The following is a 12684-nucleotide window of genomic DNA, read 5'->3' on the forward strand; positions in this document are numbered from 1 at the left end:
GCCCTTACGCGGCGCGGCGCGACAAGGACGGACCTTCTGGAGTCCGTCCGATGTCCGCCTTCCGTTGCAAACTCGCCTCCCTGGCCCTGGCGTTCGCCGCGGTCGGAGGCTTCGTCCTGTTTCTGGTGCTGGCCGCCCGGCATCCGCACGAGGCGCCGCTGCTGCGCATCCTGGCCTTCCTGTGGCTGGTCGCGGCCGGCGCGTCCAAGCTGGTGTTCGACCTGACCGAGAGCGCCGAGCGCGACCAACGCCACGAACCGTCGCGCCACGACCCATTGCAAGGCTTCCGGGAATAGGGAGGATGCGGCGCGCCGCCGCTTCCGGAGCCCGACCATGGCCGACGACCTCCGTGTCCGCCCCCTGACCCGCGCCGACCATGCCCAGTGGCTGCCCCTTTGGGACGGCTACAACGCCTTCTACGGCCGCTCGGGCGAGACGGCCCTGGACCCGGCGGTCACGGCCATGACCTGGTCGCGCATCTTCGACGCCGACGAGCCGGTGCATGGCCTGGTCGCCGAACAGGACGGCCGCCTGCTGGGGCTGGTCCACTATCTCTTCCACCGCAGCACCACGATGATCGAGCCGATCTGCTATCTGCAGGACCTGTTCACGACGGAGCAGGCGCGGGGCAAGGGCGTGGGCCGAGCCCTGATCGAGGCGGTGTACGACGCCGCCCGGGCGGCGGGGGCGTCGCGGGTCTACTGGCAGACCCACGAGACCAACGCCACGGCGATGAAGCTGTACGACCAGGTCGCCGACAAGTCGGGGTTCCTGGTCTATCGCAAGCCGCTCTGAGGCGAGGCGGCGCTACTTCGCCCGCAGTCCCGCCATCATCACGCCCAGCAACCGCCGCGCGCCGGCGTCCCAGCCCGGCTGTTCGTAGCCGACGCTGAGGCCGCTCATCATCCTGAGGATGTCGTCGAAGCCGATGTCGGTCCGGATGTCGCCGGCGGCGTGGGCCGCCTTCGTCAAGCGCTCCAGGGTCGGCAGGATGGCGGCGCCGGAGCTGGCGTAGACGCGCGAGCCTTCGCCCGGATCGGCGCGGAGGGCCGGGGCGACGACGCGCTTGGTGGCCATGTAGTCGATCAGCAGGTTCAGCCAGGCCTCCAGAGCCTCCCCGGCCGAACGTTCGGCCAGCAGGGCGTCGGCCGAGGCGGCCAGCTGCCCGACCTCGCGCGCATAGACCGCCGCGATCAGGGCCTCCCGCGTCGGGAAATGCCGATAGAGCGTGCCGATGCCCACGCCGGCCCGGCGCGCGATGTCCTCCAGCGGCGCGTCGGCGCTGGTCTGCGTGAACGCCGCCTTGGCCGCCGTCAGCAGCAGATCGCGGTTGCGCAGGCTGTCGGCGCGGGGCTTTCGGGCCTTGGGGGCGGAATCTTCGGGCATCGACCTTGAAAAGCGGAGGGTACCTCCGAATATGTATCCGGAGCCTTCCTCCATTTAATCATCCGGGCGGGTTCGGACAACAACCCTTCAAGGGAACCTGAGAGTCATGAGCGAACAATTCGGCGCCAAATCCACCACCGACGACGTCCTGGCCGGCATCGACCTGTCGGGCAAGCGCGTCCTGGTCACCGGCGTTTCGGCGGCCTGGGCGTGGAGACCGCCCGTGTCCTGGCCGCCCACGGCGCCGACGTCGTCGGGGCGGCGCGCGACCTGGACAAGGCGCAAGGCGCGACCGCCGTCGTCCGCGAGGCCGCCGCCAGGAGCGGGGGTTCGCTGACGCTGGTCGAGCTGGACCTGGCGAGCCTGAAGAGCGTGCGGGCCTGCGCCGACGCCCTGGTCGCCGACGGCCGCCCGTTCGACCTGGTCATCGCCAACGCCGGCGTGATGGCCCCGCCGTTCGGCAAGACCGCCGACGGCTTCGAGACCCAGTTCGGCACCAACCACCTGGGCCACTTCGTGCTGATCAACCGCATCGCCAGCCTGCTGAAGGCCGGCTCGCGGGTGGTGTCGCTGGCCTCGTCGGGCCACCGCTTCTCGGACGTGAACCTCGAGGACCCGAACTTCGAGACCACCGAGTACGTGCCGTTCGAGGCCTATGGCCGCTCCAAGACCGCCAACATCCTGTTCGCCGTCGAGTTCGACCGCCGCCACAAGGACCGCGGCGTGCGGGCCGTGGCCGTGCACCCGGGCGGCATCCAGACCGAACTGGCCCGCCACCTGGATCCGGCCTTCATCCAGGGCTGGATCGACCAGCTGAACGCCCAGGCCGAAGCCGCCGGCCAACCGCCCATCGAGTGGAAGACCATCCCGCAGGGCGCGGCCACCAGCGTCTGGGCCGGGGTCACGGCGCCGGTCTCGCTGGTCGCCGGCCGCTATTGCGAGGACTGCCACGTGGCCGAGCTGGTGGACGACGCCTCGCAAATCCGCGCCGGCGTGCGGTCCTACGCGATCGATCCCGCCCGCGCCCAGGCGCTGTGGGCGCTGAGCGAGACGATGGTCGGCGAGACGTTCTAGGATCGGCCGCGACCGCCCCCTCTCCCCGGGAGGGGGCGGTCGTCCGCCCGGCTGGACTCGCCGCGCCCCACCTGCTACATGCCGCGCCTTCGTCCCAGGACCCTGTCCCGGGGCGTGCTCGTCGTCATGGCGGGATCAAATCCGTGGAAGGGACGCCAAGCCCGCACCACGGCCAACCAGCGAAGGCCGGGCGACCGGCTTTCATGAGAGGATACAATGGCTAAGAAGATCCTGGGCTACATCAAGCTCCAGGTGAAGGCCGGCTCCGCCACGCCTTCACCGCCCATCGGCCCGGCTCTGGGTCAGCGCGGCGTCAACATCATGGGCTTCTGTAAGGAGTTCAACGCGCGCACCGAGAACGTCGAAAAGGGCACCCCCCTGCCGACCGTCATCACGGTCTATCAGGACAAGTCGTTCACCTTCGTCACCAAGACGCCCCCGGCGACGCACTATCTGAAGCAGATCACCGGCCTGAAGTCCGGCGCCAAGCTGACCGGTCGCGAGACCGTCGGCGAAGTGACCCGCACCCAGCTGCGCGAGATCGCTGAAAAGAAGATGAAGGACCTGAACGCCAACGATCTCGAGGCCGCGGCCAAGATCATCGAAGGCTCCGCCAAGGCCATGGGCCTGAAGATCGTGGAGGCCTAAGACCATGGCCAAGCAACCCAAGCGCATCAAGGCCTGGACCGGCGACCGTGACGCCACCCACGCCGTCGCCGAGGCCATCGCCCTGGTGAAGGCCAACGCCAAGGCCAAGTTCGACGAAACCGTCGAGATCTCGGTCAACCTGGGCGTCGACCCGCGTCACGCCGACCAACAGGTCCGCGGCGTGGTGAACCTGCCCTCGGGCACCGGCCGCGACGTCCGCGTCGCCGTCTTCGCCAAGGACGCCAAGGCGGCTGAAGCCACCGCGGCGGGCGCCGAGCACGTCGGCGCCGAAGACCTGTACGAAAAGATCGCCGGCGGCTTCATGGACTTCGATCGCGTCATCGCGACCCCGGACATGATGGCCCTGGTCGGTCGCCTCGGTAAGGTGCTGGGCCCGCGCGGCCTGATGCCGAACCCGAAGGTCGGCACCGTGACCCCGAACGTCGGCCAAGCCGTGAAGGACGCCAAGGGCGGCGCCGTCGAGTTCCGCGTCGAGAAGGCGGGCATCGTCCACGCCGGCATCGGCAAGATCTCGTTCACCGACGAAGCCCTGCTGGTCAACGTGAAGGCCCTGGTCGACGCGCTGAACAAGGCCAAGCCGTCGGGCGCCAAGGGCGTCTACGTGAAGCGTATCGGCCTGTCGTCGACGATGGGTCCGGGCTTCAAGGTCGACGTCGCTTCGGTCAACGCCTAAGCCCTTCGAACTGAGCTAAGCGAGCGGGCGCTGGAGCGATCCAGCGCCCGCTTTGCGTTTGGGGCTTGGCCCTTCGAATGGGAGCCGCCTGCTCTATAAGAGCACGGAGTTCCTTCCGCCGCCGGACATCCAGCCCCCGTGACCGATCCTCAAGTTCTCGACGTCGCCGTGATCGGCGGCGGGCCGGCCGGGCTGATGGCGGCCGAGGTGCTGAGCGGCGCTGGGCTGTCGGTCGCGGTGTTCGAGCGCATGCCGACCCTGGGGCGCAAGTTCCTGATGGCCGGGCGCGGCGGGCTGAACCTGACCCATTCCGAGGACTTCGAGCGGTTCGTCGCCCGTTACGGCGCGGCCGCGCCGATCCTGCGGCCGATACTGGAGGCCTTCACCCCGGCCGACCTGGTGGCCTGGGCCGAGGGGCTGGGGCAGGCGACGTTCGTGGGCACCAGCGGCCGGGTGTTCCCCAAGGCGCTGAAGGGCTCGCCCCTGCTGCGGGCCTGGATCGCGCGGCTGGAGGGGCAGGGCGTGGCGCTGAACCTGCGCTCGACCTGGACCGGCTGGAACGCGGCCGGCGACCTGGCCTTCGACACGCCCGACGGGCCGCGCGCCGTACGGCCGCGCGCCACCGTCCTGGCCCTGGGCGGGGCTAGCTGGGCCAAGCTGGGTTCGGACGGCGCCTGGGCGCCGCGGCTGGCGGCGCGCGGCGCGGCGACGGCGCCGTTCCGGCCCGCCAATGTCGGCTTCACGGTCGACTGGACGCCGCTGTTCCGCGAGCGCTTCGCCGGATCGCCGCTCAAGAACGTCGCCTTGACCTTCGAGGGGCGGACCTCGCGCGGCGACGCCCTGGCGTCGGGCTACGGCCTGGAGGGGGGGGCGGTCTATGCGCTGTCCGCCGCCCTGCGCGACGCGATCGCGGTCCACGGCTCGGCGACGCTGGAGATCGACCTGCGGCCGGACGTTCCCCTGGCCCAGCTGACCGCGCGCCTGTCCAGGCCGCGCGGCGGGCAGTCGCTGTCGAGCTGGCTGCGCAAAGCGGTCCACCTGTCGCCGGTCGAGATCGCCCTGCTGCGCGAGGCCCACGGCCTGGCCCTGCCGGTCGCGCCCGACGCCCTGGCGGCGGCGATCAAGGCCGCGCCGATCGTGCTGACCGGGACCCAGGGGCTGGAGCGCGCGATCTCGTCGGCCGGCGGCCTGGCGTTCGACGCGCTGGACGGATTGGAGCTGAAGGCCGCGCCCGGCGTGTTCGTGGCCGGCGAGATGCTGGATTGGGAGGCCCCGACCGGCGGCTACCTGCTGCAGGCCTGTTTCGCCACCGGCGTGGCGGCGGCGCGGGCGGTCATCGACCGGTTGAGCACGCCCTAGCCGCCTCGCCGCGAGGGATGCTTTTCGCGGGAAAAGCCGCCTTGACGATTGACCGAACAATGTTCTTCGAACAGCGTCTCGACTCCACCATTCCGGGGGGAAGGGAACCATGACGACCATTGCCCAAACGTCCGCCGTCGGCGGCGCGCGTCCTGACGTGCTGTCCGGCGACCGTACGGCCTTCATCGACCGTTGGATCTATGTGTTCACCGCGGCCGGCTTCATCGTGATCGTGCTCCTGGGGTTCATCCCGGACTCGCTGGGCAAGATGGCCGCGGTCGAGGCCGGGCAGCGGCCGCCGTTCCCGGTGGTGCTGCATGTCCACGCCGCGCTCATGGGCAGCTACATGCTCCTGCTGCTGACCCAGACCTGGCTGGTGGCGACCGGCCAGATCGCGCGCCATCGCCTGCTGGGGACGTTGGGCGCGGTGCTCGCGGCGGCGCTGGTCGTGGTCGGGTTCGTGCTGATCCCCACCATCTACCACCAGGTCTTCGCCGGCGCGCAGGCCGCGCCGCCGCCGGCCAAGGCCCAGGCGACCGCATTCGTCGGGATCGTCGAGAACATCATGCTGCTTCAGCTCCGCATCGGGTTCCTGTTCTCGATCCTGGTGTTCCTCGGCGTCGCGGCGCGCGTGACGGATCCCGGCTTCCACAAGCGGATGATGATCCTGTCGATCGCGGTCGCCCTGCCCGCCGCCTTCGACCGCATCACCTGGATTCCGACCACCCTGCCGGGCCGGCCGGTTTCGTCCGACCTCTATGTCCTGCTGGCGATCGCGCCGATGTTCCTGTGGGACATCTACCGCAACCGCAGGATCCACCGCGCCTACTGGGTCTGGCTGGCCGTCGCCGCGCCGTTCACCGTCGCCGTCCACGCCCTTTGGGACACGCCCTTCTGGCACGCCACGGCCAAGCGGCTCATGGGCGTCTAGGCGGCGGCAGCGGACAGGGACAGGCGCATGCGCCTGTCCCTGTCCCTGTCCCCGATCTATTTCATCGCCGCGCGGATCTTGGCCGCCTCGGCTTCGATCGCCTTCGGATCGCCCTTCTCGTTCTCGACGAACATCAGCGGCTTGCCGGCCACGCGGGGGATCACGTGGATATGCAGGTGCGGCACGCTCTGGCCGACGCCGTTGTTCTGGACGATCGTGAAGCCCTCGACGCCCAGCCCATCGACCTGAGCCTGGCCGACCCTGGCGGCCACGGCCATGATCCGCGACAGGTCCTGGGGCGAGATCTCCAGGATGTTGCGGGCCTTGGAGGTCTTGGAGATCACCAGCACGTGGCCCGGCTCGGCCGGGGCGTGGTCCATGAAGGCCAGCACCTGGTCGTCCTCGTAGACCTTGGGCACGACGATCTCGCCGCGCAGGATCTTGGCGAACGGATTGCTCTCGTCGTAGGGCGCCTTCAGCGGAATCTGCGGCGTGCCCGGCTTGGCCGAGGCCGGATCGAACTGGCCCAGCCAGCGGATCACCTCGCCCTCCAGCGCGATGCGGCTGTCGGAGAAGCTGTGGTCGGTGTCCATGTAGGTTTCGGTCAGCGCCTTGGCCTGGGCCTGGCGGGCGGCCGTGGCCAGCTTGCGGGTGGTGGGCGCGCCCGCGTGCTCGGCCCCGATCATCAGCAGCGGCCGGTCGGCGATGCGGGCGCTCAGCGCTTCCAGGTCAAGCTGGGTCGAGGTGGTCTCGATCTCCTTGGCCAGCAGCTCGGCGCTGGTCCCGGCCAGGGGCGGGGTGCTGTCCTTCAGGCCCTGCAGGGCGGCCTTGCGCTTGGCCGGATCGACGAGGTCGGCCTTCCTCTTGCCGATGTCCCAGGCGTCGATGAGGATCGCCCCCGCCGCCTTGGGATCGCCGGCCACGGCGTCGGCGGCCATGAAGCCGCCCATACTGTGGCCCGCCACCACGATCCGCGTCGGGTCGATGCGGTACTTGGCGACGTTGGCCGGGTCGCGCAGGAAGGCCAGCGCCGCCTCGCTGTCGGCGCGGCTGTTGGCGAACGAGAACTTGCCCGGGCTGCCCCACGAGCCGCGGTAGTTGACCCGCATCACGTTCCAGCCGGCGCGGCGCACGGCCTGCATCAGGTCGATATTGGTCTCGTTGCCCGGGAAACCGTGCAGCATCAGCATCGTCGGATGCGGCTGGTCGCCCGAGGCCAGGTACATCATGGCGTTGACCCGCACGCCGCCCGTCGGGACGGTGAAGGCGGCCATGTCGGCCGGATGGGCCGCGTCGCGCGGCGGATCGGCGACGACCGCCTTGGGGATCGGCGGGGCCTTGGGCTCGGCGAAGGTCGGGGCGGCGAGGCCGACGAGCATCAGGGCCGCGAGGCCGGCGGCGAACGTGCGATGCATCCTGAAATCCCCTTATTCCCGATGGTGTTTCCGTTATCCGGAAAGGGGAGGGGGAAGGCTAGCCTTTGCATGTTCATCACCGTTATCCCGGGCCTTGTGCCCGGGCCCCCTCTGTCCGCCGCAGGTGCGGGAGGGGCGGTTCGCCGGCGAACCGCTGGCGCTTCACGTGCGGGCCGAACGAGGGGTTCCGGGCGCAAGGCCCGGAATGACGGTTGGGAGGTGGGGGATCTGATTGAAGGGGCCCTGTTGAAATCCATCCCCAAACCGTCTATACGCCGCCCCTTCTCCGCTGGGCTCGCCCGGCGGCGATCCTGTTTGAGAACTGCGGGGCGTGGGGTCACCAACGCCGTAATCGAGGAAGAGCCCTTCCTCGCCGTCGGGAGACAGGGATAGAGACGCCGACGCTCTCCTGACTCGTGACTCCTGTCCGAGACAGATACGCGGCCGACTTTCCTTGGAACAGGCTGATGCGACTCGCGTGCGGGAGCGATCCCGCGTGGGACGAGCATTTGGCTGCCGGAATGGTCCGGCCGCTGTTATTGAGTAGGAGACCGCAATGGACCGCGCTCAAAAGCAGGAATCGATCGAGTCGCTGAAAAGCGTCTTCGCCGATGCCGGCGCTGTCGTCGTGACCCACTACATGGGTCTGACCGTTGCGGAAATGACCGACCTTCGTCTCCGCCTCCGCAAGGAAGGCGCCGCGATCAAGGTTGTGAAGAACACCCTGGCCCTCAAGGCTCTGGACGGCAAGCTCGGTGACAAGGGCGAAAAGCTCTTCACCGGTCCGGTCGCCATCGCCTACGGGCCGGACGCTGTTTCGGCCGCCAAGGTCGCCGTTCAGTTCGCCAAGGAAAACGACAAGTTCAAGCTTGTCGGTGGCGTGCTGGACCAGACCAACGTGCTGGACGAAAACGGCGTGAAGGCTCTGGCGACCCTGCCGTCGCTGGACGAACTGCGTGGCAAGCTCATCGGCCTCCTCCAGGCCCCGGCGACCAAGATCGCTGGCGTCCTGCAGGCTCCGGCTGGCCAGCTGGCTCGCGTCTTCAACGCCTACGCGACCAAAGACGCCGCGTAACGGTCATCACCGCATCTATCCCATATCTCTCTAAGGAACTTACACATGTCCAAGCTCGAAAAGCTGGTTGAAGAACTGTCCACCCTGTCGGTGCTGGAAGCCGCTGAGCTGTCCAAGCTGCTCGAAGAAAAGTGGGGCGTCTCGGCCGCCGCTCCGGTCGCCGTGGCCGCCGTCGGCGGTGGCGCTGCCGCCGCTCCGGCCGAAGCCGCCGAAGAGCAAACCGAATTCACCGTCGTCCTGACCGACGGCGGCGACAAGAAGATCAACGTGATCAAGGAAGTCCGCGGCGTTCGTCCGGACCTGGGCCTGAAGGAAGCCAAGGACCTGGTCGAAGGCGCTCCGCAGAACGTCGTTGAAAACGTCTCGAAGCAAGTCGCCGAAGAAGTCGCCAAGAAGCTGACCGAAGCCGGCGCCAAGGTCCAAGTGAAGTAATTCACTTCCCCATGCCTCGCGCATGGGGGACCTGCCGGCGTCAGTTCTCTGACGCACGCGTTGACGGCCCCGGAGGGAAACCTCCGGGGCCGTTTTCGTTTGGGTCGCGCGCGCCTGCGTCATCCTGGCACGCTCGTTGCTAACCATCGGTCGCGCACGCAGCAGTGGAGGCGACCATGGCGATCTCGGGGATTTCGGGCGGCGGCTATTCGATGTGGAGCCCGCTGGCGGCGGCGTCGGCCACGACCGGCTCGAGGGCGGCGCTCGACAGCGCCAGCGACCTGGACAAGGTCCGCGACAAGGGCCTGGTGGCCTTCGCCAAGGAGGCCAAGAAGGACGCCTGGGAGGAAAAACTCAAGGCGTGGAAGGCCGAAGCGATGAAGAACGCCGGCCTGACCGAGGAAAGCCTGGCGGCCATGTCGCCCGACCAGCGCACCCAGGCCCTGCAGCAGATCGACGACGCCGTGAAGGCCAAGATCAAGGAAGCCATGGACGGCGCCAAGGCCCAGGCCAAGAACGGCCTGGCCGTGCCCAACTTCGTCGACATGAGTGTCTGATATAAAGCGGCAACCTTTGCCGCATGACGGGCGTTATTTGCCCATGCTCAAGCTGGCTGGAATCCTTCTCGTCCTGATGATCGTGTTCGGGATCCTCGGCTTCGTCGTCGACGTGGCCGGCGGCCTGGCCAAGATCGCGTTCTTCGTCTGCCTGATCGCCTTCGCGATCTCGCTGGTCGGCAAGGCGATGAATCGGGGCTGAGTCCATTAGTAATATCAATCTTGTTGACGCCGACCGGACGCGCCTCTAGCGATTGCCGCCAATAGATAGCGGTAACATTAGGGGAAGCGATGGAACGGCTGAACACGGGCGCGCGGCGCTGGACGGCGGGGCTGGTCTCGAGCCTGGCCCTGGGCTTCTCCGCCGGCCTGATGGCCACCAGCGCGGTCGCCGCGCCGGCGGCGGTCATGGACCGCAACGGCTCGTACGTCTCGGTCGAGACCTACGCCCCCAACATCGTCCGGGTGACCATCAGCCAGGACCGCGCCCTGGCCGAGGCCGCGCCCGGCTACGGCTTCACGGCCGACAGCGACGACAAGGGCTGGCGCCACGACCAGAAGGCCGGGGCCGACATCTTCACCTCGGGCGCGCTGTCGCTGGAAGTCGTCGCCCAGCCCTGGCCGGGCGCGCCCTCGCAGATGGAGCGTTATTTCGCGCCGTCCCTGCCGCCGGTCTCGGTCAAGATCCGCAAGGCGGATGGAGCCCCCATCGTCAGCATGACGGGATGGGAAATGTCGCCCCATGTCGTCAGCGGCGAGCGGACCTACCAGGCCGGCGCCAGCTTCTCGACCAGCGCCGACGAGCACTTCTACGGCTTGGGGCAGAACCAGGAAGGCATCCTGGACCTGCGCGGCCGCTCGATCACCTGCAAGCATGACTACGACGCGCCGGCCGGCGAGACCGTCTGCGTGCCGTTCATGGTGTCGAACAAGGGCTATGGGATCATCTGGGACAACCCGTCGGAGACCAAGGTCTATCCGGCCGTCAACGGCCGCACCCTGTGGCAGTCGAAGGTCGGCGAGCGGGTGTCGTTCTTCGTGATCACCGGCAGCTATGACGAGATCTACGCCGGCTACCGCAAGCTGACCGGCGTCACGCCGCTGCCGCCCAAGGCCGCCTTCGGCTACATCCAGTCCAAGGCCCGCTACGAGAGCCAGAAGCAGATCCTCGACGTCGCCAAGGGCTATCGCGACCGCGGCTATCCGCTGGATGTGATGGTGCTGGATTGGTTCTACTGGACCCGGATGGGCCAGCTGGACATCGACCCGACCTACTTCCCCGACCCGGCCGCGATGAACAAGGAGCTGCACGACAACGGCGTGCACAGCATCATCAGCGTCTGGCCGCGCTTCGAGAAGGAAGGCCGCTACTTCAACTATCTGGCCGACAAGGGCTGGTTCCTGAAGGACGCCGACGGCAAGCCGGTCGACGGCCTGCCGTTCCGCAGCGACCGCACCGGCGCCCTGATCGACAGCACCAACCCGCAGGCCCGCGAGTGGTTCTGGGGCAAGATCCGCGACAACATCGCCTCCAAGGGCTTCGACTGGTTCTGGCTGGACGAGACCGAGCCGGACCTGGTGCCGGAGGGCTATTTCTGGAGCATCGGTTCGGGCGACCGCTACCGCAACGTCTTCCCGCTGGTCCACACCCAGGGCGTGGCCGAGGGCTCGCGCCGCGACCGCCCCGACAAGCGCAACCTGATCCTGTCGCGCGCCGCCTATATCGGGACCCAGCGCAACGGGGCGCTGTTCTGGTCGTCCGACATCCAGCCCACCTGGGAAGCTCTTAAGAGACAGGTGCCGACCGGCCTGAACTTCACCGCGTCGGGCCTGGCCTATTGGGGCAACGACATCGGCGGCTGGCAGTGGCTGCCCCAGACCACGACGGCGACCAAGCCGCCGCTGCTGGACCCGTCCGACGCCCGCGACGTGGTGGGCCAGAACAACGACTATCCCGAGCTGTTCGCCCGCTGGTTCCAGTACGGGACCTTCACCCCGACCTTGCGCGTGCACGGCATGCGCAAGGACACCGAGGTCTGGTCGTACGGCAAGGGCGCCGAGGCGGTGGTCGCCAAGTACCTGAAGCTGCGCTACGCCCTGATGCCGTACCTCTACTCGATGGGCCACTCGACCTACGAGACCGGGGCGCCGTTCATGCGCGGCCTGTTCATGGACTTCCCGAACGATCCCAAGGTGGTGAACCTGGGCGACCAGTACATGTTCGGCCCGGCCTTCCTGGTGGCGCCGATCACCGATCAGGGCGTGACCGAGCGCGACGTCTACCTGCCGGCGGGCGCCGACTGGTACGACTACTGGACGGGCAAGAAGGTCGCCGGCGGCCAGACGATCAAGGTCTCGGCCCCGATCGACACCATCCCGCTGTTCGTCCGCGCCGGCTCGATCGTCCCGATGGGCGCGCCCATCCAGAGCACGGCCACGCCGCAGGCGATCAGCGCGGTGAAGGTCTATCCGGGCCGCGACGCCGACTTCACGCTGTACGACGACGACGGCGTGACCAACGCCTACGAGAAGGGTGTCGGCAAGACGGTGAAGCTGCACTGGGACGACAAGGCCGGCAAGCTGACGGCGACGGGCGACAAGGGGCTGTCGGCCCAGGCGTTGGCGGCCGTGCAGGTGATCCGCTAGTTCTCAAAAAACCCCGCTCATCCCGGCGAAGGCCGGGACCCAGATGGAATAGCTTTGAGCCTGACGCCAGGAGCGCTGAGCTTCTCCAGTCATCTCCAGCACCCCTAGGATCTGGGTCCCGGCGTTCGCCGGGATGAGCGGGATCTGGTTTGGGTGAGGAGGTTCCAAGCTTGACGGCGGGTTCCCGCATTCTTTTGTGGATAAACCCCCTTCCCATCCCCGGCGGGTTGTCCTATATCCGCCCGTTCACGAAGACATTTCGGCGGAACGCGCACGCGCGTGTCCGCATGATACGCCCCGAGGCGCGGTCAGCCGCCCTCCGATCAGCGCGAAGGGGCGCCCGTCAGGCTTCCGGTCCCGGTTGTCCTGACAGGGGAATTCCAGCGTCCGGCGTTCTCCCGAGAGGAGAGCGGCGAGGGTGGACGCTAGGTACATTCGAATTCACGCGCGGAGTCCGTCCGCGCCCA

The 12684-nt window shown here is 68.2% G+C and carries 14 protein-coding genes; 12 read left to right on the forward strand and 2 right to left on the reverse strand.

From position 1 onward, the window contains the following. Window positions 1-50: 50 nt before the first annotated feature. Together BR39_RS0101470 and BR39_RS0101475 are read left to right on the forward strand one after the other, a co-directional pair. Entirely contained in the window at window positions 51-296 is a 246-nt protein-coding gene (locus BR39_RS0101470) for a hypothetical protein (RefSeq protein ID WP_029907260.1), read from the forward strand. A gap of 37 nt (window positions 297-333) precedes the next feature. Then, a complete protein-coding gene (locus BR39_RS0101475; RefSeq protein ID WP_029907261.1) occupies window positions 334-795 on the forward strand; it encodes a GNAT family N-acetyltransferase in 462 nt (153 codons plus the stop codon). 12 nt (window positions 796-807) lie between these two features. Here BR39_RS0101475 and BR39_RS0101480 read toward each other — a convergent pair whose 3' ends face one another. Next, window positions 808-1386: a TetR/AcrR family transcriptional regulator gene (locus tag BR39_RS0101480; RefSeq protein ID WP_029907262.1), complete on the reverse strand. Its 579-nt coding sequence runs from the start codon at window positions 1384-1386 to the stop codon at window positions 808-810. Between the two features lie 210 nt (window positions 1387-1596). Between BR39_RS0101480 and BR39_RS25135 the strand changes: the two genes are divergently transcribed. The 5 genes from BR39_RS25135 (at window position 1597) to BR39_RS0101505 (ending at window position 6092) form a co-directional block, all read left to right on the forward strand. Next, a complete protein-coding gene (locus BR39_RS25135; protein WP_231499375.1) occupies window positions 1597-2460 on the forward strand; it encodes an SDR family oxidoreductase in 864 nt (287 codons plus the stop codon). A 216-nt stretch (window positions 2461-2676) separates the two neighbouring features. Further along, window positions 2677-3108 (forward strand): 50S ribosomal protein L11, encoded by a 432-nt coding sequence (gene rplK / locus BR39_RS0101490; RefSeq protein ID WP_007661528.1) that lies wholly within the window; start codon window positions 2677-2679, stop codon window positions 3106-3108. A gap of 4 nt (window positions 3109-3112) precedes the next feature. Then, entirely contained in the window at window positions 3113-3802 is a 690-nt protein-coding gene (gene rplA / locus BR39_RS0101495) for a 50S ribosomal protein L1 (RefSeq protein WP_029907263.1), read from the forward strand. A gap of 138 nt (window positions 3803-3940) precedes the next feature. Then, entirely contained in the window at window positions 3941-5161 is a 1221-nt protein-coding gene (locus BR39_RS0101500) for a TIGR03862 family flavoprotein (RefSeq protein WP_029907264.1), read from the forward strand. 109 nt (window positions 5162-5270) lie between these two features. Beyond that, window positions 5271-6092 carry a hypothetical protein gene (locus BR39_RS0101505; protein ID WP_029907265.1) on the forward strand — a complete coding sequence of 274 codons (822 nt, stop codon included), beginning with the start codon at window positions 5271-5273 and terminating at the stop codon, window positions 6090-6092. A gap of 56 nt (window positions 6093-6148) precedes the next feature. Here the strand turns inward: BR39_RS0101505 and BR39_RS0101510 are convergent, their stop codons facing one another. Further along, window positions 6149-7507, reverse strand: coding sequence for an alpha/beta fold hydrolase (locus tag BR39_RS0101510; protein ID WP_029907266.1), 1359 nt, complete (start codon window positions 7505-7507; stop codon window positions 6149-6151). A 556-nt stretch (window positions 7508-8063) separates the two neighbouring features. Here BR39_RS0101510 and rplJ point away from each other — a divergent pair. The 5 genes from rplJ to BR39_RS0101535 all read left to right on the forward strand — a co-directional run bounded on the left by rplJ (window position 8064) and on the right by BR39_RS0101535 (window position 12217). Beyond that, a complete protein-coding gene (rplJ, locus tag BR39_RS0101515) occupies window positions 8064-8582 on the forward strand; it encodes a 50S ribosomal protein L10 (RefSeq protein WP_029907267.1) in 519 nt (172 codons plus the stop codon). A gap of 45 nt (window positions 8583-8627) precedes the next feature. After that, on the forward strand, window positions 8628-9014 hold the full coding sequence (rplL, locus tag BR39_RS0101520) for a 50S ribosomal protein L7/L12 (RefSeq protein ID WP_029907268.1): 387 nt from the start codon (window positions 8628-8630) through the stop codon (window positions 9012-9014). A gap of 176 nt (window positions 9015-9190) precedes the next feature. After that, complete coding sequence (locus BR39_RS0101525) at window positions 9191-9571, forward strand: hypothetical protein (RefSeq protein ID WP_029907269.1); 381 nt, start codon at window positions 9191-9193, stop codon at window positions 9569-9571. 43 nt (window positions 9572-9614) lie between these two features. Then, window positions 9615-9773, forward strand: coding sequence for a hypothetical protein (locus BR39_RS26665; protein WP_197026630.1), 159 nt, complete (start codon window positions 9615-9617; stop codon window positions 9771-9773). An 89-nt stretch (window positions 9774-9862) separates the two neighbouring features. Next, window positions 9863-12217, forward strand: coding sequence for a glycoside hydrolase family 31 protein (locus tag BR39_RS0101535; RefSeq protein WP_029907270.1), 2355 nt, complete (start codon window positions 9863-9865; stop codon window positions 12215-12217). Window positions 12218-12684 lie beyond the last annotated feature (467 nt).

Origin of the sequence: Caulobacter sp. UNC358MFTsu5.1, from assembly GCF_000712075.1 — a bacterium.
In the GTDB taxonomy this organism is placed as follows: domain Bacteria; phylum Pseudomonadota; class Alphaproteobacteria; order Caulobacterales; family Caulobacteraceae; genus Caulobacter.

Excerpts from the sequence above, each read along its gene's own strand:
- BR39_RS0101470 (WP_029907260.1), top strand. The coding sequence starts at position 51 with ATGTCCGCCTTCCGTTGCAAACTCGCCTCCCTGGCCCTGGCGTTCGCC.
- BR39_RS0101475 (WP_029907261.1), top strand. The coding sequence starts at position 334 with ATGGCCGACGACCTCCGTGTCCGCCCCCTGACCCGCGCCGACCATGCC.
- BR39_RS0101480 (WP_029907262.1), bottom strand. The coding sequence starts at position 1,386 with ATGCCCGAAGATTCCGCCCCCAAGGCCCGAAAGCCCCGCGCCGACAGC.
- rplK (WP_007661528.1), top strand. The coding sequence starts at position 2,677 with ATGGCTAAGAAGATCCTGGGCTACATCAAGCTCCAGGTGAAGGCCGGC.
- rplA (WP_029907263.1), top strand. The coding sequence starts at position 3,113 with ATGGCCAAGCAACCCAAGCGCATCAAGGCCTGGACCGGCGACCGTGAC.
- BR39_RS0101505 (WP_029907265.1), top strand. The coding sequence starts at position 5,271 with ATGACGACCATTGCCCAAACGTCCGCCGTCGGCGGCGCGCGTCCTGAC.
- BR39_RS0101510 (WP_029907266.1), bottom strand. The coding sequence starts at position 7,507 with ATGCATCGCACGTTCGCCGCCGGCCTCGCGGCCCTGATGCTCGTCGGC.
- rplJ (WP_029907267.1), top strand. The coding sequence starts at position 8,064 with ATGGACCGCGCTCAAAAGCAGGAATCGATCGAGTCGCTGAAAAGCGTC.
- rplL (WP_029907268.1), top strand. The coding sequence starts at position 8,628 with ATGTCCAAGCTCGAAAAGCTGGTTGAAGAACTGTCCACCCTGTCGGTG.
- BR39_RS0101525 (WP_029907269.1), top strand. The coding sequence starts at position 9,191 with ATGGCGATCTCGGGGATTTCGGGCGGCGGCTATTCGATGTGGAGCCCG.
- BR39_RS26665 (WP_197026630.1), top strand. The coding sequence starts at position 9,615 with ATGCTCAAGCTGGCTGGAATCCTTCTCGTCCTGATGATCGTGTTCGGG.
- BR39_RS0101535 (WP_029907270.1), top strand. The coding sequence starts at position 9,863 with ATGGAACGGCTGAACACGGGCGCGCGGCGCTGGACGGCGGGGCTGGTC.